This window comes from Nonomuraea sp. B208 (assembly GCF_057536035.1).
The window spans coordinates 713,004-735,545 of the sequence record NZ_BAAJOU010000027.1 but is presented as its reverse complement, the minus strand read 5'-3'; the positions used below and the strand labels follow the sequence as shown (position 1 = coordinate 735,545).

Annotated in this window: 20 protein-coding genes and 1 pseudogene; 9 read left to right on the top strand and 12 right to left on the bottom strand. The window is 69.5% G+C overall.

Annotated elements, in window-relative coordinates:
- The first annotated feature begins 1 nt into the window (after position 1).
- Positions 2–2,221: a family 43 glycosylhydrolase gene (locus AC27IY_RS35085; protein ID WP_487180611.1), complete on the top strand. Its 2,220-nt coding sequence runs from the start codon at positions 2–4 to the stop codon at positions 2,219–2,221.
- Between the two features lie 68 nt (positions 2,222–2,289).
- Here AC27IY_RS35085 and AC27IY_RS35080 read toward each other — a convergent pair whose 3' ends face one another.
- The gene (locus AC27IY_RS35080; RefSeq protein ID WP_487180610.1) at positions 2,290–2,598 is read right to left on the bottom strand and encodes a hypothetical protein; all 309 of its coding nucleotides are present in this window, start codon (positions 2,596–2,598) and stop codon (positions 2,290–2,292) included.
- Between the two features lie 35 nt (positions 2,599–2,633).
- On the opposite strand from AC27IY_RS35080, the gene AC27IY_RS35075 reads away from it, so the two are divergent.
- Complete coding sequence (locus AC27IY_RS35075) at positions 2,634–2,909, top strand: hypothetical protein (RefSeq protein ID WP_487180609.1); 276 nt, start codon at positions 2,634–2,636, stop codon at positions 2,907–2,909.
- Between the two features lie 221 nt (positions 2,910–3,130).
- Here the strand turns inward: AC27IY_RS35075 and AC27IY_RS35070 are convergent, their stop codons facing one another.
- Positions 3,131–4,585: an FtsX-like permease family protein gene (locus AC27IY_RS35070; RefSeq protein ID WP_487180607.1), complete on the bottom strand. Its 1,455-nt coding sequence runs from the start codon at positions 4,583–4,585 to the stop codon at positions 3,131–3,133.
- A gap of 399 nt (positions 4,586–4,984) precedes the next feature.
- On the opposite strand from AC27IY_RS35070, the gene AC27IY_RS35065 reads away from it, so the two are divergent.
- Together AC27IY_RS35065 and AC27IY_RS35060 are read left to right on the top strand one after the other, a co-directional pair.
- Positions 4,985–6,187: a sensor histidine kinase gene (locus tag AC27IY_RS35065; RefSeq protein WP_487180606.1), complete on the top strand. Its 1,203-nt coding sequence runs from the start codon at positions 4,985–4,987 to the stop codon at positions 6,185–6,187.
- Positions 6,184–6,903 (top strand): response regulator, encoded by a 720-nt coding sequence (locus tag AC27IY_RS35060; protein WP_487180605.1) that lies wholly within the window; start codon positions 6,184–6,186, stop codon positions 6,901–6,903. The genes AC27IY_RS35065 and AC27IY_RS35060 overlap by 4 nt, the downstream gene beginning before the upstream one ends.
- Positions 6,904–6,916: 13 nt before the next feature.
- Here the strand turns inward: AC27IY_RS35060 and AC27IY_RS35055 are convergent, their stop codons facing one another.
- The 4 genes from AC27IY_RS35055 to AC27IY_RS35040 all read right to left on the bottom strand — a co-directional run bounded on the left by AC27IY_RS35055 (position 6,917) and on the right by AC27IY_RS35040 (position 11,317).
- Positions 6,917–7,720, bottom strand: coding sequence for a hypothetical protein (locus AC27IY_RS35055; protein WP_487180604.1), 804 nt, complete (start codon positions 7,718–7,720; stop codon positions 6,917–6,919).
- A 655-nt stretch (positions 7,721–8,375) separates the two neighbouring features.
- Positions 8,376–8,735 carry a nuclear transport factor 2 family protein gene (locus AC27IY_RS35050; RefSeq protein WP_423450317.1) on the bottom strand — a complete coding sequence of 120 codons (360 nt, stop codon included), beginning with the start codon at positions 8,733–8,735 and terminating at the stop codon, positions 8,376–8,378.
- 167 nt (positions 8,736–8,902) lie between these two features.
- Positions 8,903–9,718 carry a hypothetical protein gene (locus tag AC27IY_RS35045; protein WP_371247995.1) on the bottom strand — a complete coding sequence of 272 codons (816 nt, stop codon included), beginning with the start codon at positions 9,716–9,718 and terminating at the stop codon, positions 8,903–8,905.
- A 402-nt stretch (positions 9,719–10,120) separates the two neighbouring features.
- Positions 10,121–11,317, bottom strand: a complete 1,197-nt coding sequence (locus AC27IY_RS35040; RefSeq protein ID WP_487180602.1) for a NucA/NucB deoxyribonuclease domain-containing protein — start codon at positions 11,315–11,317, stop codon at positions 10,121–10,123.
- Between the two features lie 442 nt (positions 11,318–11,759).
- On the opposite strand from AC27IY_RS35040, the gene AC27IY_RS35035 reads away from it, so the two are divergent.
- The 3 genes from AC27IY_RS35035 to AC27IY_RS35025 are packed head-to-tail and all read left to right on the top strand — an operon-like array spanning position 11,760 to position 14,906.
- Entirely contained in the window at positions 11,760–13,175 is a 1,416-nt protein-coding gene (locus AC27IY_RS35035) for an alpha/beta fold hydrolase (RefSeq protein ID WP_487180601.1), read from the top strand.
- A 1-nt stretch (position 13,176) separates the two neighbouring features.
- Entirely contained in the window at positions 13,177–14,253 is a 1,077-nt protein-coding gene (locus AC27IY_RS35030; protein WP_487180600.1) for a sensor histidine kinase, read from the top strand.
- The gene (locus AC27IY_RS35025; RefSeq protein WP_423449575.1) at positions 14,250–14,906 is read left to right on the top strand and encodes a response regulator; all 657 of its coding nucleotides are present in this window, start codon (positions 14,250–14,252) and stop codon (positions 14,904–14,906) included. Before AC27IY_RS35030 ends, AC27IY_RS35025 begins: the two co-directional genes overlap by 4 nt.
- A gap of 311 nt (positions 14,907–15,217) precedes the next feature.
- Here the strand turns inward: AC27IY_RS35025 and AC27IY_RS35020 are convergent, their stop codons facing one another.
- Genes AC27IY_RS35020 through AC27IY_RS35010 form a run of 3 tightly spaced genes read right to left on the bottom strand, consistent with a single transcriptional unit; the run spans position 15,218 to position 17,535 of the window.
- Positions 15,218–16,183, bottom strand: a complete 966-nt coding sequence (locus tag AC27IY_RS35020) for an NAD(P)-dependent alcohol dehydrogenase (protein WP_487180599.1) — start codon at positions 16,181–16,183, stop codon at positions 15,218–15,220.
- 24 nt (positions 16,184–16,207) lie between these two features.
- Positions 16,208–17,200, bottom strand: coding sequence for a permease prefix domain 1-containing protein (locus AC27IY_RS35015; protein ID WP_487180598.1), 993 nt, complete (start codon positions 17,198–17,200; stop codon positions 16,208–16,210).
- Entirely contained in the window at positions 17,197–17,535 is a 339-nt protein-coding gene (locus AC27IY_RS35010; RefSeq protein ID WP_218156036.1) for a PadR family transcriptional regulator, read from the bottom strand. The genes AC27IY_RS35015 and AC27IY_RS35010 overlap by 4 nt, the downstream gene beginning before the upstream one ends.
- A 416-nt stretch (positions 17,536–17,951) precedes the next feature.
- Between AC27IY_RS35010 and AC27IY_RS35005 the strand changes: the two genes are divergently transcribed.
- Entirely contained in the window at positions 17,952–18,758 is an 807-nt protein-coding gene (locus AC27IY_RS35005) for an LLM class flavin-dependent oxidoreductase (RefSeq protein ID WP_487180597.1), read from the top strand.
- Between the two features lie 379 nt (positions 18,759–19,137).
- Here the strand turns inward: AC27IY_RS35005 and AC27IY_RS35000 are convergent, their stop codons facing one another.
- A complete protein-coding gene (locus tag AC27IY_RS35000; protein ID WP_487180596.1) occupies positions 19,138–19,569 on the bottom strand; it encodes a hypothetical protein in 432 nt (143 codons plus the stop codon).
- Positions 19,570–20,110: 541 nt separating this feature from the next.
- Complete coding sequence (locus tag AC27IY_RS34995; RefSeq protein ID WP_423449567.1) at positions 20,111–20,959, bottom strand: SCO6745 family protein; 849 nt, start codon at positions 20,957–20,959, stop codon at positions 20,111–20,113.
- Between the two features lie 428 nt (positions 20,960–21,387).
- Here AC27IY_RS34995 and AC27IY_RS34990 point away from each other — a divergent pair.
- Positions 21,388–21,753, top strand: a pseudogene (locus AC27IY_RS34990) (histidine phosphatase family protein); the annotation flags it as partial.
- A 94-nt stretch (positions 21,754–21,847) separates the two neighbouring features.
- Here AC27IY_RS34990 and AC27IY_RS34985 read toward each other — a convergent pair.
- A complete protein-coding gene (locus AC27IY_RS34985; RefSeq protein ID WP_487180803.1) occupies positions 21,848–22,375 on the bottom strand; it encodes a hypothetical protein in 528 nt (175 codons plus the stop codon).
- Positions 22,376–22,542: the final 167 nt, after the last annotated feature.

The following is a 22,542-nucleotide window of genomic DNA, read 5'->3' as shown; positions in this document are numbered from 1 at the left end:
CATGATCGGTACCTTACGCAGAACCGGGCTCGTCGCCGCGGCATGGCTGGTCATGTCGGCGGCGGCCGCCGGTGTGACCCCGGCGGCGGCCGAACCCGCTCCCGACGCTCACTACTCCGCCGCTGACTACACCGCCGGCTCCTGGGCGGCTCACGCCGCGGGCAAGGCCGACGGCCTGGTCATGGTCCGTGGACTGAAGAAGCTGGTCGCCGACTACAAGACCCGCGCCGCCGACAAGTACACGGGCGCCTCCTGGGCGCCCTTCGCCGAGGCGCTGGCCAAGGCGGACGGCGTCGCCGCCGACGCGGCGGCGACCGCGCCGGAGGTGGCCGCCGCGAAGACGGCGCTGGTGACCGCCGCAGGGAACCTGGTCGCCGCCGAGGAGGGGACGTTCCAGACCATCACCAACGATGTCTTCTGGAACGACACGAGCGGCAACCCCATCTATTCGCAGGGCGGAGGCGTCTTCAAGTTCGGCGACACCTACTACTGGTACGGCGTGCACTACTCGGGTGCGGAGCTCTACCGGGCCAACCCGACCAGGAAGTACGACGGTGACGTCTCGTTCGTCTCGATCCCCGTGTACTCCTCGAAGGACCTGGTGAACTGGAAGTTCGAGAACCGCGTCGCCACGCGCGCCACCAGCCTGGCCGGCGGAGCCACCCTCGGCCAGGCGGGCTGGGTGGGCCGGCTCGGCGTGTCGTACAACGAGAACACCGGCAAGTACGTGCTCGTCACCCAGGTGTATCTGCCGTCGCTCGGCGGGGACGGCAACGGGGTGCTGTTCCTGCAGGGCGACTCCCCGACCGACACCTTCGACTACGCCTACTACCAGAACCAGGTCGTCAACTCGCCCACGACCGGCACCGGAGACCAGACCGTCTTCACCGACGACGACGGCAAGGACTACCTGATCTTCTCGAACCGGTCAGGGCGTTCCCGTGCCTTCGTCGCGAAACTGCGCGAGTCCGACTCGCTGCGGATCGAGCCCGCGGTGCAGATCGGCTCCAACTCCTCCGGGCGTGAAGGCAACGCCATGTTCAAGCTCGACGGCAAGTACTACCACGCCGCTTCGGACCTGCACGGCTGGAACACCTCGGTCACCCATGTCATCGAGTCGACCTCCGGCAACATCCAGGGCGCCTACACCGGTGAGTACACCCTCGCCGGCACCGAGATGGACTACAGCCACGTGACCCAGACGGGCTTCTTCGTGACCGTCAAGGGAACCAAGCAGAACACGGTCATCTTCGCCGGCGACCGCTGGGCGGACTTCGCCTGGAACGGCATCGGCTACAACCAGTGGATGCCGGTGACCAGGACCGGTGCCCGGCCCCAGTTCCACTCGGTCAGCCAGTGGCAGTTCAACGCCACGACCGGCGAGTGGCGGGTCGGACAGAACAACAACTACATCCTCAACCCCGATTTTCAGGCGGACCGCGTCACCGTCTCGACCCTGACCGGGTGGACCAACACCGGCGGGAGCGTCACCAACATCAGCCCCGGCGCGAACGGCAGCCGCTTCGCGCTGCAGCTTGGCTCTGGATCGGCTGGCGTGCGGCAACAGATCACCGTGCCGGCCGGCACCTACACGCTGTCCGCGTACGCCAAGACCGCCGGCTCGGTCAGCGGCGCCCAAGTGTCGGTCACCGACGCCGGTGGCGCCACGCGCACTCTCGACATCCCATCGTCAAGTGGCTGGACCCGCCGCGAACTCGCCGGTATCCCGCTGGCCTCCGGCCCCGCCACCGTCACCGTCCGGACCAGCGGCGGAACCCTTACTGTCGACGGCCTCGGACTCGTCAGGACGTCCGGGGGCACGCCGCCGACGGGCCGGCGTCACGAGGCGGAGACCGCGCCGGCGGTGTGCCAGGGCACGATCGACGCGAACTGGGCCGGCTTCTTCGGGAGCGGCTTCTGCAACGCCGACAACGCGACCGGCGCCTACGCCCAGTTCACGGTGAACGCCTCGGCAGCGGGCACGACCGCGCTCGGCATCCGGTTCGCCAACGGCGGCAGCGCCGCCAGGACCGCCAACCTGGTGGTCAACGGTTCCACGGTGGCCACGTTGTCGTTCGAGTCCACCGGCGCCTGGTCGACGTGGGTCACCAAGCCCGCGAACGTCTCCCTGAACGCCGGCACCAACACGATCCGGCTGGACCCGACCACGACCGCCGGACTGCCCAACCTCGACTACCTCGACCTCGGCACCGCTGTCTGACCTGCCGGTGCAGGCAAGCAGGCCGGGTGGTGGCGACCGATCCCGCCACCACCCGGCCGCCGGGCCGGTCAGGTGCCGATGTTCGACTGCGGGCCCGCGCCCGCCTGGACCAGGGCCGGCACCTGCGAGGCCGCGTCCAGGCTGTAGGAGTAGAACGAGCTCGGCGTGAACGCCGAACCGCCCGTCTCCTGCTGGCCGGTGCAGCCGGAGCAGATGCTGCCCGACTGCCGCAGCTGGGCGGCGTCGTCGCGGTAGTAGGGGTCCTTCACGTTCTGGAAGTAGCTGTTCTCCAGGACCATCTTGGTGACGCCGCGCGCGTAGTTGCCGTAGCCGGCGATGTTCTGCAGGTAGTTGTTGTACAGGTGGGCGTAGGCCACGTTGTCGCCGCCCAGCCCGTCACGGTGAGGTCCGGGTGCAGGGTGGCGGGGATGCCGCCCACACCCCGTCACCGCAGCTCGTCAGCGGCGCGGCGCTCACCATCGAGGACGCCGTGGTGCTCGCCGAGGAACTCGCCCGGGCCCCGGACACCCTGGAGGCCCTGCAGTCCTTCGGCAAACGGAGGTACAACCGCGCCGGGCTGATGGTCGAGGCGTCGCGGAAGATCGCCCGGCTTGAGCAGGCCGGCCGGCAGACGGAGGTGCCCGGCGTGCTCGGCCGCACGCACGGCGCCCTCGCCGCGCCGATCTGACGCTGCCCAGGCCTTTTCACCATCAGCCCAGGGTGCTCCACCGTGAAATCGTCGAAAGGCGAAAGAAAAGGCCACCGGGCGGAGCGCCGCGTGCGCGACGCCGCCGACCGGCGCGCGTGCCGGGCCGCGGACCTGCCGGACGACCGACAGGCAGCGGGTCACCGACACCTTGACCGTCCTGCTCGCCCGGACCCTCCAGGCGGCGGACCTGGGCGGCGCGATCACCGCCCGGCCGTCGTGAGGGGCCGGGGCCCGAGTACGTGCGGATGCTCGCGGGCGAAGATCGCGGCGACAGCCGCAGCGAGCAGAGGCAGACCGACCACGACCGCCGTGATCGCCGGCCAGGGGGTCTCGAACGGCGGCCGTACCGGCTCTTCCCACGAGCCACTGATCGTCAGAGGCCACAGCAGGAACATCCCGGCGGGACATCCGACGACCGCGCCGAGGACTGTCGCGCACAGGGCGCTCAGGCTGGCGCGGGAGGCGCAGAACCACCGGAAGTTGTCGCCGGCCCGTCTCATGACGCGGGCCTGGCGCGTGTTCGCGTCCGGGCCGAAGCCGGACGTCAACGCGCAGAAGACGGCGATGAGGAATGCCGCCGCGGCGACGGGCAGCCACCCGAGGGGAGCCTCGAAGCCCCGTTCCACGTAGATCTCCGCGACCGCGTCGTCCAGCCGGTCGTCGAGGCGCCGCTGATCCTCGGCCGTGACCCGGTAGAGGGTGGGGTCGACGATCAGCTCGCTCGGCTGGAGCTGATAGCCGAGCTCCCGGACGATTGTCGAGGGGAGGAAAATCGTCTCCATGTGAGGGTCGGAGGGTTTGGCGACGATTGCTGGGATGGTCTTGGTGTTCTCGTCGTCCTTGTCGATTTCGTAGGTGAGGGTCACCGAGTCGACTTTCACGTCGGCCGATGTGACGACGACGGCGGTGCCCTCGTCGTACGGCGTCGACCGGTCGCCCGTGAGGTAGCGCAGCAGATTCTCGTCACCGATGGCCTCGCCGTAGAATGCATTTTCCGATGCCTCGACATCGGCCGCCTCGACACCGAAAAGCCGGGATGAGTCCGCGACGGTCTCCCGCTGGGCGATCGGCACGCCGGGCAGTTCCCGCGCGATCGTCGCTCGCACGGTGGCCGCTTCCGCGGCCGAACCTGCCCGGACCAATAAAGTGCCCGGTCGTGCCGAGGGATGGTATTCGGCCTTGCTCTGCGCCGCCAGCCCGACGGCGACGACCGTCAGCGCGAGGCCGAAGGCCGTCGCCGTCATCGCCGTCGGGACCGCGAGCGCCGCGCCGGCCCGGCGACGGCCCAGATCGCGGACCGCCAGGCGAACGGGCGGCGGCAGCCGTTCCGCGTACGGGCCGATGATCTCCACCAGCCACGGAGGCAGCGGTGCGAGACCGGCGGCGAGCAGACCCGCGCCGGCGAGGGTGAGCAGCAGAATGCCGAGGATCTCCCAGACGTCGTACCGTGAATCCTTCTGCGCCAGCCACGCGCCGAGCGCCATCAAGCAGATTCCGGAGAACGAGGTGAACAGTCCCAGGACGACAATTCTTCGGTTCGTGAGCTCGCGGCGACCGTGCGAGGCGGAGATTGATGTGCCAGAAATGCCCGCCGCCACGGCCATGAAGAAAAGGCCCGCGAACACGGCAATGCAGATACCAAGATCGACAGACATGGCCAAATGTTAGTGAGCCGCGCCGACGGCGTATACGCATGCGCAGGACCATTCAAGGGCGCTGTGCGCGCAGGGCGGCGGTGAGCCTCAGCGGTGCAGTCGCAAAAATCCGTTCGGCTTTGTGTCGCAGGTTGTCGGGGGTGACCGGCAGATACCCACGCGGATGCGCTGGATGAGGCGGGCCGCGCGGGGGCCGGTGTCCTTGATGTAGCCCTGCTTGCCGTACCGGCCGAGCGCGGACGCCCGTCGAAGCGAGGGCGGGTGAGCGACACAGAGGTCGCCCGCTGCCGGGCATCTCGTGCGAGCCGGTGGTACGACCTGGGACGGATGCGCGGGCGGACGCGGATGTCCGACCGTGGGCGGATGCCGCGTGATCCGGTGAGGCGATACCTTCCCCTCATGAAATGGGCTGGATGGCGGCGCGGTCGAAGGGGCGTCACCGACGCGGCGGTGGCGGTCGCCGTGGCGCTGCTCATCAGATACGCCATCGTCGATCCGCCGGGGCCGTCGTCACCCTGGCCCGCGTGGTCGGCCTGGCTGGTGGCGGCGGTCCTGAGCTTTCCCATCGCCGTCCGGCGGCGCCGGCCGCGGGTCGTGCTCGCCGTCGCGTGCGCCGCGGGCGCGGCGGTGACGGTGGCCGGCGCCGGCGCGGCGGGCGCGATCTGGCTGACCTTCGTGCCGACCGTGCTCGTGCTGTACCTGGTGGCCACCAACGCCTCGATCGCCTGGTCGGTGGCGGGCCTGGCGGTCTGCCTGGCCGCCGCGGTGACCGCGATCCTGATCTTCTACGCCCAGGTGTTTCCCGGTCTCGCGCTCGCGGCGGCGCCCAGTGAGCTGCCGATGGCCTGGCCGATCGAGATCGGTACGACCGGTGTGCTCCTGACCGTCGCGTGGGCCCTCGGAACGGCCGTGCGCTGGAAGCGGGACACGACCGCCCGGCTCGTCCGCCACCTCGCCGACGCCGCGGTGACCGACGAGCGCAGGCGCATCGCCCGGGAACTGCACGACGTCATCGGCCACAGCATGAGCCTGATCGCCGTCAAGGCCACCGTCGCCAACCACGTCGCCGACGCCCGCCCGCAGGAGGTGCGCGCCGCGCTGGCCGTCATCGAGCAGACCAGCCGCAGCACGCTCGCCGAGATCCACCGGGTGCTCGACCTGCTGCGCTCCGACGGCGATCCCCGGCAGGACCCTGTGCCCGCGCCCGGCATGGCCGACCTGCCCGAGCTGGCCGCCCACGCCCGCGCGGCCGGGGTCGAGGTGGAGCTGACCGTCCGTGAGGAGGCCGCCTTGCCTGCCGCGGTCGCGATGTCGGTCTACCGGATCGTGCAGCAGGCCCTGACCAATGTCGTCACCCACGCGGGGCCGACTCGCTGCGCGGTCACGGTGGACGTCGACAGGCGGGAGGCGGTGATCGAGGTCGTCGACGACGGCCCCCGCCACGGCCGGCCGCCGCGCGCGGGCCACGGCGGACACGGCCTGGTCGGCATGCGCGAACGGACAAAGATGTACGGAGGCACGTTCAAGGCGGGGCCCCGTCCGGCAGGAGGTTTCCACGTGTCGGCTCGACTGCCCTACGATCAGGACGGCGCCGCGGCATGAGCACCGACGACACGAGCATCGGCGCCGCACCGCGCGACTCGTCCCCACCCGTCCGGGTCCTGCTCGTCGAGGACCAGGTCCTGATCCGCGACAGCCTCAAGGTCCTCATCGACGCCACACCGGGGCTGGCCGCCGTGGGCGAGGCGGGCACCGGCGCCGAGGCCGTGCTCCTGGCCCGCCGGCACCGGCCCGACGTCGTCCTGATGGATGTGCGGATGCCGGACATGGACGGCATCGAAGCGACCCGGCGCATCCACGCCGACCCCGCCTGCGCCGGGGTGCGCGTACTGATCCTCACCACGTTCGACCTGGACGAATACGTGTACGCGTCGCTGCGGGCGGGCGCGAGCGGCTTCCTGCTCAAGAGTGCCACGGCGACCGAGCTGCTGGCCGCCATCCGGGTCGTCGCCTCCGGCGAGGCGCTCCTCGCGCCCACCGTCACCCGCCGGCTCATCACCGAGTTCCTGCGCGGCCCTCAACCCACCCAGGGCGTACGGGGCCTCGAGGAGGTCACTCCCCGTGAACGCGAGGTGCTCACCCTCATCGGCAAGGGGATGTCCAACGCCGAGATCGCCGAGCACCTGCACCTCACCGTCGGCACGGTCAAGACCCACATCGGCCGCCTCCTGGCCAAACTGCAGGCCCGGGACCGGGCTCAGCTCGTCATCGCCGCCTACGAGGGCGGGCTCATCGTCAACCCGGCCGGCCACCGGTGACCGGTCCGGGTCGTCATCCTCTCGGGCCGAAGCCCGTCATGAGGACGTGCACGCCGATGAGGACGGCGCCCCAGATCCAGGCGCGCCTGGTCGGCGCGGGGCCGCCGCGCAGCAGCGAGATGCCCAGGGGGATGAAGGCGAGGCAAAGGCCGCCCACGGCGATGAACGACTGCGGTTCGGTGCCCTTGAGCGTCCCGAGCGCGAGCGCCGACATCAGGCCGAGTGCGATCGAGCGGCCCAGCCCCAGGGCGCCGGAGCGGTAGGCGCCGACGGCCAGCACGACCCAGCCGAAGAAGGCCGGCCCGGACATGGACCTGAACGGGTGCCAGACCGTGCCCCGCCATGCCACGTAGTAGCCGTCGATGCCGGTGAGCATGGTCTGCAGGCCGAGCGCGTCGGTCAGGTGGAAGGCCAGGTGATCGGTGCCGAACTGGAAGGTACGGGTGAACAGGCCGACGATCACCAGGCAGCCGCCCCAGATTCCCCACAGCGGGCTGGTGGCGGCGATCCGCTGCGCCAGCGTCATGACCGCCGGCCACAGCAGCACGAACCCGCTGGCGAAGCAGGCGTAGGCGGCGGTGATGAGGGCGGGGTGCTGGGTGTAGGCGGTGAGCTGGTAAGGGACGAAGTAGTAGAACGGGGAGCGCAGGAGGGTCCCGGCCATGATCAGGCTGGGGCCGCCGATCAGCGAGATGGCGCTCACCCATCGGCCGGGAAACGGGGGCTGGCGGTCCAGGTTGGCGGCGGCGTTGGCGGCCCGTCGGTCCGCGCCGGCCTGTCGCCATCGTGTGATGCGCCCGCCCAGCTCAAGCTTCATGGATTGCCGCCCGTCCTGTCCGTGTCGGTGCGCCCGGACCGGTATGTCGGGGCACACCGCAATGGTGAGGGGCGGTGCGGTGGGCGCGCGTCTGGCTCGGGTCGCATCTTGGTGGGCGGGCACGAGCAGGTGGTACGACCCCGGACAGATGCGTATGTCCGACCGTGGGCAGATGCCGAGTGATCCGTCGAGGCGATAGGTTCGCGTCCTGGCGGGAGCGGCGTCCCGCTTTCAGCCGCTGAAACGCAGGGGATCATCTCGGGCCCCGTACCGGAGACCACCATGACCGCGGTGCGGCGCGGGATCTGAAACCTCACCCAGCGCTACTGCGGGGCTCCTCGTGCTGACCCGGGTGGAGGGCCCAGAAGGCTCAGAGTTCCAGCGAACTGAAGGTTCTTCAGCGGGAACTCACGTGGGTTCGGCATTTCAAGGCCTGTTCACCTCGTGGGTTCAGTGCATTGAACGTCGCTGAGAGGGTGTCTCTGAGCCCTCTGGCTTTGATCCTTTCGTGCATGGGCTGGAGCTGGATACCAGGATTCAGTCCTTGATCTTGCCGGGACAGCCTGGCGTCCAGCGTCGGCCCGCCCTTCGGGGGCGGTCGAACCTCGCCGGCGACCATCCGGCCGTCCGGTCGTCGGACAACGTGTCGGCTAGGTCAATCGGCCGTGCCGGCGTGCACGGCGATGATTCGCCAGCCGTGCGTCTCGTCGTACAGCCAAGTACGGGTGTAGCGCATCCTGGCCGCGAACGGCGCACCGGAGACGGTCCCCTCGACGGTGCCGAGAAACCACGTCACCCCGGTGCGCCCATCGGTGAGCACGGTCAACTCCTCCTCGGCGACCTTCGTCATCACCTGCGTCCGAGTGCGGTGCAGTTCCAGGTCGTCCGCCTTGGTCGCAACGTTCGCACCGAAGGTGAAGATCAGCCGATCATCCAGCAGCCGATCCAGTGCCTCGACATCTCCAGCGAGCTGCGCGGCCTGGAGCCGGCGCTCGGCGTCCCGCAAGTCCTCCATCATGAGGTCCACCCTCCCAGCCGGCGCCGTACCCGCGCCAGGACGTTCACGCTCGGCTGATCTTCGCAGTCCGATCCGAGGACTCCGATCGTCGGCTGACCGGCCCCGCATGCCCGGCCGGACCCCGCCTGGAGGCCCGGCTGGGACCTACGCCACCGGCGGCGCGCTCACCCCGGCGGGAACTGGCCGTTCTTCGCCACCGGCACACCCAGCTGGGCGGCGCCGGCGAGCGTCGCCCGCTCCGGCGGCAACGACCCCAGCACCGGGTTCAGATGCCGCAGGCTCAGCGTCACCGGCGCGATCGCCGGAGCGGCGATGTCGAACTTCTCCAGATCCACCCAGCGCACCACCTGCAGCACCTCCGGCGGAATGACGTCTCCGCCCTTCTGCATCGGCACGCACAGCTGACGGGCGTAGGTCACCCGCGCCGTCGCCGGGGGAATCTGGCCGGTCAGCACCGGGTTCAGCTGGGTGAGGTTGAGAGCCCGGTTCATCGGCTGGTTCGGGGTGATTCCGTAGCACAGCAGGTCGATGTGCTGCACCAGCCGCAGCACCTCCGCGGGCGGCACGACGCCGTTCTTCGCCACCGGCACGCACAGCTGCTCCGCCCTGCCCAGCACGACCTCCGTACGAGGCAGGTCCTGCAGCACGGGGTTGAGGTGGCTGAGCACCAGCCCCTTGCCGGGCGCCGGGGTGACGACCCGGTAGCAGGCCAGGTCGACGAACCTGACGAAGTCCAGCACCCCGGGCGGCGGGATCACGTTGTTCTTGGCGACCGGCACGCACAACTGCTCACGCGCGCCGAGGCTGACCTGCTCGACCGGCAGGCCCTCGAGCACCGGGTTGAGGTGCCGCAGCGCCAGCCCGACGGCCGGCGGCTGGTACGGGTCGGTCTTGAAGCATTCGAGGTCGAGGTACGACACGAAATCCTTCGGCGTGGGCAGCGTCAGCGCAGCGGCAGGCGGCGCGGCGACAAATGCCACGGTGAGAATTCCCAGAGCCACGGATAACGCGCGCCGGATCGTCGGCCGGACGCGCCGGAGCCCGTTCACGGGTCGGTCCACCGTTCCTCCATCGGTCGTGGTTCCTCCTGGTCACCCCTCACTTTCTGCGCACGACGGGACCTTGACAAGATTAATGACATTATTTCGCTATTTCTCGATCAACGGCGGGCTATAAGTGCCGCCCATAACCGCCCCGAGAACCATCGGGGTATTTTCCGCGCATTCCCACCGACCGATGCAGATCGCGCAGCCGTCAGGTTCTACGCTGTGGCTCACGGCCACCGCACGATCTTCGGTTGTCTTCACAAACTCCGAATGATCACGCGGTGGCCGTCGCCATGTGACCCGAACGCTGCAAGATCGCCAAGCGTCCCTGGAGTATCAGATGACGCGGACCTGGAACTGGTCCCCGTCGATGACGCGGGACTTGTAGTAGAAGGCGCCCAGGTCGGATCCGCCGAGGAGGTTCTCCGACAGGGGGATCATGCAGATGCTGTAACCGCCGGAGTCGTTGGGAGCGCGGACGGGCAGCCAGGTGGCACCGCAGGAGAACGAGTTCCCGTTGATGTTGAGTATGAAGATGGTGCGGCCGTAGGGCTGGGAGTAGGCGCCCTCGCGGGTGGACTTGAACGGATACTCGTCACACGAGCCCGCAGGCATGGGGTTGGGAACGTTCTCCCGGCAGGATCGTTCGTAGTTCCTGCTCATGAGGTTCTCGTCCTGGGTCCTCGTCAGGATGCTCTTCATCTTGTAGTGGTTGATGGCGAGGCTCAGGTGGCGTGCGTACATCGGATAGCGGTAGCTCAGCACATCGTGCACCGGGAGGACCGAGTTGTAGACGCAGCCCGCGGGGTAACCGGTCAGCACGTTGTCGCAGCGGTGCACGGCCGGCGTGGTGATCGAGGCGTTCGACGACGTGTTCACCCAGGCCGCGTTGTAGAACCAGTACCTGATGCCGCCGTGCGCCTGCCACGAGGAGCCGCTCAGCGGGGTCTGGAAGTACGTGGTGGCCGAGTGGGTGCGGCCGGGCAGCGCCGATCCGCCGACGAGTCCGCTGCTGGACACGGTGCAGTTGGCCAGGCACTGCGGCTCGGCGTAGACCAACGTGTCGAGCACCGGCGGGATCGCCGGTCCTGCGACGGTGTTGGCCTGGTAGTGCCACGACTGGGTCCACCTCAGCGAGGCGTAGTCGAGGGTCGTCAGGCTGGAGACGGTGTACTGGATCGAGCCGATGACGACCCCGTTGGGCACCGTGAAGATGAGCAGGATGCCGTCCTCGATGACGCAGTTGGCCGACCGGCTGATGGTGGCCTGGCCGCCGCAGATGTCGGCGGCGAGCTGGGCATCGGCCCCCTTGGAGGACTTCGAGATCTTGGCGTCGCCGGGCTTTCTCGTCTGCTTGCGGATGCAGGTGGCGTTGCCGGTCTTGCCGTCCCCGGCGAGCGCCGCCGCCTCCTGCGTGAGGTCGGTGCCGCACTCCTTCGTGAGGGTGGGCTTCGGGGTGGGCGGCTGGTCCGGCTCCGCCGCCGCCGTCGCCGTCGCCGAGGCGGTGGGGGCGAACGAGGTGGGGACGAACACGGATAACAGGATCAGCGCGCCACTTGCGATCCCCGCTTTCCATCTGACCACGGGATTCTCCCTGCGTAAAAAGGATCTGTTGGGCGAAGGAGAACTCCGGCCTCTGGACAGGCTCTGGACGTTCGCTGAACACCGTGGCGATGCTGGTCGTCCAAGTGCTCGGCGGAGTCCTGGCGCTCAACGCCGGACGGCTCACCACTCGCAGGGAGCTTGTGCACGGCGGCGACACGCCATCCCTGAGTGGTGACAATCCCCTATGCCGGATAGGCGAATCTCAGACCCGATCGCCACAAATGTCCAGCTCAGAGTCCGCACGACAAGCTAAGAGGGTCCGGGACCGCACCCCAGCTCTCCTTCGCAAGGTGGATCGCAGGTGCGCACGCGTAAGGATCTATCGAAAGGTGGACGACCGGCGGCAGTCCTCTCGGCAAAGCTGAGGGCCATGAAGAAGACGATCATTGCCGTGCTCGGCGCAATGCTGCTCCCCGTAGCATCGGCGACGCCCGCAGTGGCGGATACCGGGCTGTCCTGGCAGGACTGCGGCGACGGCCTGCAATGTAGCCGGATCACTGTGCCCGCCGACTGGGCCGCCCCCAAGGGCGAGCAGATCACGCTGGGGCTCGCCAAGCTGCCCGCCAGGGACCCGGCCGCCAGGAAGGGGACGCTTGTCCTCAACATGGGTGGCCCCGCGCAGCAGATTTCGGTCCTGCGCGTGGCGAAGACGGCCTTCGCCGACCTGACTCGATGGTTCGACGTGGTGGTCTTCGATCCGCGCGGATTCGAGGCGAGCACCGGGGTGCGCTGTCCGGACCCGGCGCCGTGGGCCATGAACGCGGAGTGGGTGTTCCCCGACCGCGCCACCTATGCCCGGTACACCGAGCAGAACCGTCGCTTCGGCCTCGGCTGCGCCGCGGCCGCCGGCCCGCTCGCGGGCAACCTGGATTCCGGTCAAGGGGCCCACGACCTGGAGGCCGTCCGGGTGGCGCTGGGCGAACAAGAGCTCAACTATTACGGCAACTCCTACGGCACCGTCCTCGGCGTGGCCTACGCTGAGAAGTTCCCCTCCCACGTCGGACGCATGTACCTGGACAGCCCGATCGACCACACCAACCGATCGTGGACCGCATGGCTTCTGCCCAGAGCGAAGGTCAAGGAAGACAACCTGCACCGCTTCGCCGAGTGGTGCGCCACCGATCAGAGCTGCGCGCTCCACGGCCGCGACGTGCTCAAGGTGTGGGACGAGGTCATGGACCGCGCCGCCAAGCAGCCGATCCCCGCACCCGGTGCCGGAGCCGGGGCAGCGGCCAGCGCGACCCTGATCGCCTCCCGCGCGACTGTCACGTTCGACGCGACCTGGCCCGAACTGGCCAAGTCCCTGGCCGAAGCGTACGCGGGCGACGCCACCCGGTTCGCCAAGCCGTTCACCGGAGCGGCCGATCCAGGTTTCAGCAGGATCGCGAACTGCGCCGATTTCCCGTACCCGACCGCATACGGCGAGGTCAAGGCTCTGGAAAAGCGGCTGAGGCACGCCGCGCCGCGCATCGGCTGGACCGTGGCGTGGCCGCCGGCCAACCTCTGTACCGGACTCCCGCAGAAGGCGTCCTTCCCGCCCCATCCGGTTCACCCCCGCGGCCTGCCTCCGATCCTGGTCGCCGCCGGCCTGTACGACGACGTGGCGCCGCCCGCGTCCGCCCGCCGGATCACCGCACAACTTGACGGCGCCCGCTATCTGGGGGCCAAAGGGGGGCATGCGCTCTACCTGGCAGGCAATCCCTGCGTCCGCGATCACGTTCACCGCTACCTGACCACCGGGCAACTCCCGCCCGCGGGCACGACCTGTGATCCGGCATCATCGTGACATGCCCTGGTTGAGGGAGGTTCTGCTCGTCGCCGGCGCCGCGACCGCCGCGGCGCTGCTGACGGCACTGGAAGGGCCGGTCCGGGCCGACGTCCTGCTTCTGATCGTCTTCAGCGTCGGCGTCAGCCTCCCTCTGCTCGTCCGGCGGGTGCTGCCGTTGGCTGCCGCGGTGACGTCCGCGATGATCGCGCTGGTCGGGATGGCGCAGCTGCACCGGTGGGAGGGGATGCTGGTCACGATGGCTGTGTTCTGCGCGGCCGTCTACCACCGGCCGCGGCGTCCGGGCCTGGTGCTGGCGGTCTCCTCGTGCTGGGTTCTCGGCACCTTCGCGGTGCTGGGGGGCGAGGGCGTCCCGGAGCCGACCAGCATAGTGATCATGAGCGTCGCGCCCGTGGCCACCGGCTACGCGCTGCGGCTGCACCGGGATCGGACCGACCAGTCGCTGCGACTGCAGCGGGCCGAGGCGGAGCGCGTGCTGGCCGAGGAGCGTACCTGGCTGGCCAGGAACGTGCACGACAGCGTCGGCCACCACCTGACCGCGATCCGGCTGCAGGCCGCGGCGGGTCGGCGGGCGCCTGGCGACGCGCCCGCGAAGCAGCACTTGCAGACGATCTCGGACCTGTCGCAGTCGGCGCTCACCGAGGTACGTGGCCTGCTGCGGAGGCTCGACGAGCACCCGGCCGCCATCCAGCCCGGCACCGCCGACCTGGAGCGGCTGGCCGGACGGCTCACCTGCGCGGATCGGACGATCACCATATGCCGCTCCGGGAGGAGGGACGCGCTGCCGCCGGCCGTCGATCACACTGCCTACCGGGTGGTCCAGGAGGCGCTGACGAACGCCGTACGGCATGCGGACGCGACCGAGGTCACCGTCCACCTGCGGCAGGACGACCGCGGTCTGCGCCTCGAGGTCCTCGACAACGGCGCCCCGGCCCCTGCGCCCCAGGCCGAGGGGCGGGGCATCCGCGGCATGCGCGAACGGGTGCGCCTGCTCGACGGCACCCTGTCGGTGGGGCCGGTCGAGACGGGCGGCTGGCGGGTCCGCGCCGACCTGCCCAGGGAAGGAAACGTGTGGTGACGATCCGGGTGCTGGTCGCCGACGATCAGGAGGCGGCGCGGGAGGCGCTGCGGCTCATCCTCGACGGCGAACCCGACATCGACGTGATCGCGACGGCCGCCGACGGCGCCGAGGCGGTGCGCCAGGCGCTGTTGCGCCGGCCGGACGTGGTGGTGATGGATCTGCGGATGCCGGGCATGGACGGCATCGCCGCCATCGGCCGCCTCGCCGCCGCGGAATCCGCCCCCCGCATGCTTGCCCTGACCACGTTCGACCTCGACGAGTACTTGTTCGGCGCGCTGCGTGCAGGAGCCGCCGGTTTCCTGCTGAAGGACAGTGAACCCGACGTGCTCGTCGCGGCGGTCCGCGAGCTGCACCAGGGCAGGGGATTGATCGACCCGCAGGTCACCGGCCGCCTGATCAGCCGCTTCGCCGCGCTGTCCCCGAGCCCCGCCACCCCCGAACTCGACCTGCTGACCCCGCGCGAACACCACGTGCTACGCCTCCTGGCCCGAGGGCTGAGCAACGGCGAGATCGCCGCCGCGTGCACCATCGAGGAGGGTACGGTCAAAACCCACGTCAACCGGATTCTCACCAAACTCGGCCTCCGGACCCGCGTGCACGCAGCGATCTACGCGTACGAACACGGGATCGTCACCCGCGATGCACCTTGAGCGTCCGCCGGTCTCAGGCCCATGTCACATCGGCCCTGTGGAGGTGGTCATGCCGGTCGTCGCCTTCCCCGGCCCACACGGACCCGCCTCTCCTCACGGTGGCCCTGCCGGCGAGCGGATCACCGTCGCCGGCGCCCTCGCCCGCTTCCTCGACTCCCTCGCCGTGGCCACCACCCGCCGGCGCTATGCATGCACTCTGACCCGCCTGGCCGCGGTCACCGGACCCGGCCCGGCCTGCGCCCGCCCCTCGGCCGACCGCGATCTCGTACTTTCGTCCAGGCCCCGGGCCCTGGGCGCCCGGCCTCCTCGTCCTACGCCAGAAGGACGATCTTGCCGCGGGCGTGCTCCCGCTCCAGGAACCGGAGGGCGTCGGCGGTCTCGCTGAGCGGATACGTACGTTCGATCACCGGTGTCACCTTGCCGTCGGCGACGAAGCCGGCGAGCGTCCGCAGGTCCTCGGCGTTGCTCCGGGAGGTCAGGACGCGGAGCCGCTGCCGGACGAACGGCGTCTGCGCGACCGTGGCCAGCAGCCGGGGAATGGGCCCGAGCACCGGCCCACCCGCGCTGTTGGAGGCGATGTAGATGCCGCCGGGGGCGAGGATCCGGCGCAGCGCCGAGATCGGGTGGTTGCCGACCATGTCGATCAGGACGTCGAAGCGGCGTGTATCCCGGGTGAAATCCTCGCGGGTGTAGTCGATCACGTGGTCGGCGCCGAGCGAGCGCACCATCTCGGCGTTGCGGGTGCTGCACACGCCGGTGACCTCGGCGCCGAGCGCCTTGGCGAGCTGCACGGTGAATGTGCCGACGCCGCCGGAGGCGCCGTTGACCAGCACCGTCGTGCCGGGGCGCGCGGCGCCGAGCCGCAGCGCCTGCAAGGCTGTGATCCCGGCCACGGGTAAGGTGGCCGCCTGCTCGAACGTCACCTGCTCCGGCTTCCTGGCCAGGCGTTCCGCCGGGATCGCGACGTATTCGGCGAAGCCGCGCTGGTCCGTCTCGCCGAAGACCTCGTCGCCGACCTGGAGGTCCTTGACGTCCGGGCCGATCTCCGCCACCGTGCCCGCGACAGCGCGTCCCAGGACGGTGGCCTTCGGCCGCCGCACCCCGAACACCAGGCGCAGCAGGAGCGGCGTGCCGCGCAGGGTGAGCAGGTCGGCGTGGTTGAGCGCCGCGGCGCGCACCCGGACCAGCACCTCACCCGCGGCCGGGGCGGGACGGTCGACGTCGGCGTGACGCACGACGTCGGGCGAGCCGTACTCCTGATAGACGATTGCTTTCATGCCGGTCTCCTGATTCGTGTGGGTTCAGCGACGTGTGGCTCGGGCGATGCCGTCGATGACGGCGAAGACGATCGTGAGGGCGGACACGACGATGAGCGCGGTGTTGACCCAGGTGGTCGCGCTCTGCGGCCAGGCGGCGGCCTGGGTGAAGCCGGGGTTGAGCACCCGGTCACTGGCGGCGAGCCAGAGCAGCGCGATCGGGCAGGCGATCTCGACCAGTGTCCCGGCCACGGCGAGCGGAACGCTCCACCGGGCGTAGTGCTTGGCGTAGGCGACGGCGAGGTTCAGGGTCACCAGGGCGATGAACGCGTACACGAAGCCGGTCTGCCACAGCCACGGCGCGAACACGCCGATGGGGGCGCCGTGCGCGTCGGTCTCGGTGCTGATCATCGGGGAGAGCAGGATGAGGGTGGTGAACAGCACCATCGCCACGGTGTAGGTGATCAGCTCGCCGTAGCGGGCGCGGCGGGTGGGCGGCTCGGGGAGCGCGTCGGGCGTCCAGCGCCTGGCGGGCGTGCGGCGTCCCGCGGCGCGTTCGATGGCCGCGAACAGCAGCGTGGTCCAGCAGACCAGGTGCGCGGCGGTGGTGAGCGTCGCACCGAGGGTGTCGCCGATCAGGTCGAGCGCGCCCGCCCCGTGCAGTCCCTGCACGAGCCCCACCGCCACGGCCACGGCGGGCACGATGGTCACGAGCAGGGCGGTCAGTAACCGCGTGTAGTCGAGGTAGAGCGCGGGGCCGATGAGCTGGAGCGGACGGTCCGCGTAACCGGCCGCCAGCCGCGCCGGGTCGCCGAGCTCGGTGAGCACCGCGAACTCGGCCTCGGCCCGGTCGGCGCCGGCCTCCACCCGATCGTCGACGGCGTCGGCGATGGAGGCCCGCAGCTCGCGTTCGATGTCGATGTCGGACCGCTGGTCCTCGGATCGCCGGCTCCTGCTTCGCCGGCTTCCGGGCAGGTGGCGCAGGACCGCCGCGACATAGCGGTCGGTGAGCGTGTTGGTGGTGGCAGTAGTGGTCATGACGCGCCTTTCAGGGAGCGGAGTACGGTGTCGAGCTCGTCCCAGTCGCGACTGAGCGCGGCGGCGAGCGCGGCACCCCTGTCGCTGGTGCGGTAGAACTTGCGCGGCCGGGATTCCTCGGTGTTCCAGTCGCTGGTCACCAGACCCTGTTTCTCCAGGCGGCGCAGGAGGGGGTAGAGGGTGTTGGCGTCGACGGCGAGGCCCGCCCGGGTGAGGCGGTCGAGCAGGGCGTAGCCGTAGTCGGGGCGGTCGAGCATGAGCAGGCAGGCCAGGACGACGGTGCCCCGCCGCAGCTCCTGGAGATGGGTGGCAAGCAGCTCATCGTCATCGTGCACATGCCACACGATACTGTGCGGCACACACCATTGCAACGAGCACGGCATAAAGCTGAACCATTCAGGGTGGCGCGAGAGGGCTCGACAGGGCGCCCTTGGAGGCCCTGGACATATTCGCCGGGAATTCCCGCTTAGCCTCTGAGCGCCTGGCATGCGAGCCATGGAGGGCGTCGGGATCATGGCGGGAGGGCGTCGAGCGAGCCCGGCTCGAATTCGGATGTACTGACTGTTAGTGATCTATGATGCGCTCAGTGTGAGGGCTTGTGGCACAGAGGCATTTGTCCGCCGGACAGGTTGACGACACTGAGGTTCACTGTTCCATCGGCTCTGTGCTGCGCTCACCCCACTCGTCGGCGCCGCGCTGCGTGATCGCGGCACCCCCAGAACTGTCGGTGCCGAATGCTTGAGTGGGGGGCATGCGTTACGGCATCGACGTCGCGATCCTCGGTGACCTCGGGGAACCGGCACACCTGGTCACCCTCGCCCGGGAGGCCGAGGCCGCCGGGTGGGACGCCGTGCTGGTGTGGGACCACTTGGCCTTCGCCTGGGGCATGCCATCGGCCGACCCGTGGGTGACGCTGGCCGCGGCGGCGCAGGCGACCTCGCACCTCAGGCTGGGCACGGCCGTGACGGCCGTGGCCCGGCACCGCCCGGAAAGGCTGGCCCAGACGGTGGCGACGCTTGACAGGCTGAGCGGCGGCCGCGCGATCCTGGGCGCCGGGCTGGGCGGCGTGAGGCAGGAGTTCACCGCCTTCGGCTCAACGCGGCCCGGCGGGGTCGTGCTCGACGAGGCACTCGACGTGATGGCCTCGCTCTGGTCCGGCGAGGAGGTGCACCACCGGGGCGCTCATTACGCCGTCGACGGGGTGCGGCTCGCGCCGCTGCCCCTCCAGCGGCCCCGGGTGCCGGTGTGGGTCGGCGGCTCGGCTCCGGGTGCCCTTAAGCGGGCCGTCCGATGGGACGGCTGGATCGTCGCCGGCGACGACCGCGAGGGCCGCATGACGCTTTCACCCGACTCCCTGGCTGCCCAGGTCAGCGAGCTGCGCCGGCACCGGGCAAACGCGGGCGACCTCGACGTGGCGGTCATCGGGGTGAGCGAGCCAGGCTCGTCGGTCCGGGCCTACGCCGATGCGGGCGCCACGTGGTGGCTCGAACACCTCCACAGCTACCGGGGGTCGATGGAACGACTGGTGCGGCGCGTCAAGGCAGGCCCGCCCGTGTGAAGCGCCTACAGTGCGCGTTGTCCACTAGAGGAAGGCGTCCTCCTCCCGAGCGTGGCCCCACCCGTCAAGTAGACCGATCGTTACAGGTCGCGCGGGGTCCGCGCCGGACAGCCGAGACCGAGTTTTCGGCACCGGACGTTAGCGCTGGGATGCGCCCGAAATCCGCATGGAGAGCGTCTCGGATGCGCTGACCTGCGACTCAGCCATTCCGGAACCGGACAGAATAGGCGTCTCTCCAATCAGCGCTACCTGACGGCTGGGGACAGCTTCGGGAGAAGGACGCCCACAGGAATGCGACCCCGCCCGAGTCACATGCGAAGGGCCTCCGCGCCCGGGTGGGCGGTGCAGGAGGCCCGTTGGTGGGGGATGAGGACGCCGATCAGACGGGAGCGCCGAGCACGGCGGCCAGCCGCTCGCCGAACCGCACCTCCGCCTCCTTCCGCTCGCGCGGGGCCAACCGGGCGTCCACCCCGACCGCGCCGTCCACCTGCAACGCCGTGCTGAGGGCCTTCTCCGCAGCCCATAGGCGCGTCCTCAGGTGCGGCCCGGACACCTGCGGGCACGGGACCTTGGCGTACTGCCAGGCCTTGCCTCGCCGGTCGCGGCCTGGCGGGCGCGGATCTCCTTGCGGGCGCTGTTCTTGGTCGTGGCCTGGTTCCTCTCGGCGAGGGTGCCCACGCCACCCCGCCAGAGTCGTCACGACCAGCAGCGGAGCGGGAGTCTCATCCAGCGCGATCCGAGAGACCTTGTCCTCGTCGCCGTCCGCCGCGTGGGGGCGGGAAGCTCGGAAGCGGGCCAGCGCGTCGGCCACTGCCGGCAGCGTATGCGGTTACACCGACGGTTTCGAGGGAGTCTCTTCAGGCCTCCCGACATCGCGCTGGGGGTGTTACCGCTGAGTCAGCCCCGCCACTGCATGTGTCCCCGGGGCAAAACGAATCTACAATGTAAAGGCGAGTCCCCGCCCGTTCGATGGGCTTTCGCCTGGCGCGGCACTGACACCAACCCGCTCATCCATGCCCTCGCCGAGGCCGTCGACACCCTGCCGCGTCCAGGCTCGCGACGCTGAAGAGCCAAATCCTCCCTCTCGGCGAGCGCGCCGGCATCTGTCGGCACAGTTCCGGTGCCCTGTTCATGGACGGTGAGGGCCGCAGCAGTACCGCAGGCGGTGCGAGCTCGAACGTGGGTCGGTTGCTGAGCGCTATGGCCTGACGCTTTCAGTAACGCTGCTGGGCTGGTGTGCTAGGTCTGGATCAAGGGCGCTTCACGGACAGCCAGGCGGAGAGCGTCACGGCGGCCTCGCGGGAGTGACGTCCCCCGGTTCGGTGGGACGATGATCAGTCCGTTTGCGGCGTTCAGAGATCCCGGGAGTTGCGGGCCGCGGCCCAGGACATCAGCTCGGCCGCCAGTTGTTTGCTCCAGGGGCGCGCCAGGACGCACAGTTCTTGACAGCGATCGTCGCCGAGCGCGGCGTAGGGGGCCGTGCTCATACGGTCGGTCGCCTCTTCGATCCCCTCACGTTCCCTGCGGCCCCGCTCGGTCAGGGAGCCGTCGCGGAGCCAGCCACGATCCTCCAGCCTGCGCTCAGCGGCCGCCCAGTCGGTCTCGGTCCAGCCGCGGGTGACCCGGAGCGTCTCGGCCGGGACGGCGCCGGTGGCGGCGTGGGTGACGAGGGCTTCGATCCCGCTGAGCCCGGCGGCCAGCAGGGCGGCCAGATGGCCGTCACCGCGGAACTCGCGCAGCAAGGTCGCGGCGTGCCAGAGAACCAGGTGCGGGGCGGTGGGCCAGGGCAGTGCGGCGTGCGCGGCGTACAGAGGCCGCCCGCTCAGCTCGCCCGAGATGGCTTGGGCCGCCTCCCGGGCCAGCGCGGCGGCATGAGACATCTCCGGCGAATCGACCACGTCGCCGAGCACCTGGCGCAAGGTCGTGTCGACTGCGTTCAGCCGGGCGTCCAGGATGTCGGCCGGGGAAGCGAGGTGCCAGGCGGCCGGTATCGCCTGATGGACCACCTGCGGATTGAAGTTGTAGAAAGTGGCTACGACCGCCTCCGCGGGAACCGGGCCGAATGCGGCCGCCCTGGATGCGAAGTACCCCATCCGGCCGGTCAGTCCGAGCCGCTTGTAGGCGGCATCCGCCTCCGGGGAGAAGTAGATCATGCCGTGCAACGGCTCCAGCGTCCGCCAAGTGCGGCGTTCCAGCCTCATGCCGGCGAAAATACCGACCGGTTGGTACCTTGTCCACCTTTTGATCGGCTCGGCAGGCGATGGGCGATCGGGAGAGGGAGGGCGGTCAGGGTCCCAGCGTGCGGTGACGCCGGACCTCTTCGGCCCCGGTCCGCTGTGCGGATTGCTCCATTGTCGGGACGTTCCAGTCACTACAGAGTGGGCGCAACGCAAAACAGCCGTCACTCAGCGGCTCCATGCACGACACATCTTCGCTGTCGCTGCGCCGAATCTGTAGGGAGCCCAGTGTGGGAACAACGACGGACACCGCCGTGCGGTTCTTCGTCGGCACGGAGGTCGGTGGAAGTTCACCGACCTCGTGGTCCTCGAGGACAACCGGCCGCCCTGCGGGAGTTCTGCGCGGCGATCACGTAGAAGACATGACGGAGGCTCGGTCATAGGGTCGAGCCATGAGTGATCATGTCCGGCTGCTGTGCCTGCGCCACGCGGAATCCGAGAGCGTCATAGCCGGCGCCGCCGGCGCGCTTCCCCTCGCGAGCCTCACCGCAAAAGGACGTCTGCAAGCTGGTGAGGCAGCGGCACGTTTGATGAAGGAGGGAATATCGCGGATATACACCAGCACTGCGGTTCGGGCGCGCCAAACCGCTGAGATCATGACACGAACGCTCAAGGCCGATGTCGTACCTCTTCCAGATCTTGTCGAGGTCGGCGTCGGCCGTTCGGAAGGCGTCATTGATCCTGCGATCCGCGCACGCACGGCGGCCGTTCTCCGCTCGTGGATCGTGGACGGGAACCTTGAAGAAGCGGTGGATTGGGTCAGCAGGTGTGGGGCGTACCGCTTCCGCACGCGGTCCCGTTCGCCGTCGAATACGACGGACGCTCCTGGCAGTGCACGTGGCCTGGCGGCTGTCAGGAGTCGAAACTCGGTGGTGGCGCCTGCGGGCCTGGCCGGGTCCAGTGCAGGCGTGGTGGGTGCGCGGCTCCGACATCCACAGCAAGTTGACGTCGAAGTTCGCCGGCCAGTTGGCGTAGCGCCTCTGATTCCGTCTCGGTGAGACGAGAGTCGCCGTCGGGCCCGTCTCCGCCCTTGAACGCCGCTTCCGCGAGCAGGTTGAGCAGGCGAGTGTAGACGTCTTTCGCGGCCGCGGTGAGGAACATTCCTCCGGCGTCCTCGCCGAAGTACCAATCATGGAAGTTCCGCATGTACTGCTGTAAATCTTCTCGTTTCGGCTCTTCTTCCATCGGACGCCAATACCGAGGCAGGCACTTGGAAGCATGGAACAATGCTTGATAGCGTTCCAGCCTTTTCCCTTGAAGTGTTTGATCGTACGAGTGTTCAAGTGTGAGCCTCATGTTGGAGCGCGCCGTAAGGTAAGTGGCGATCGCTCCGACAAGAGCGCCGAGGATCGCCCCGAAGAATCCGATGAACGCCGTCATCGAAGCTCCCTCACGTAGTCACGGTTGACCCTGATGCCTGCCCCCAGCCCCGTCCACGCGCGTGAGATGAGTATGCCGACTCCGGGCTTCGAGGGGGAGACGGCGGAGGCGAACATCCGGCCACCGCGACCTGGCGCGGGCCGAACGCAACCAGGCCGAGGTGGACG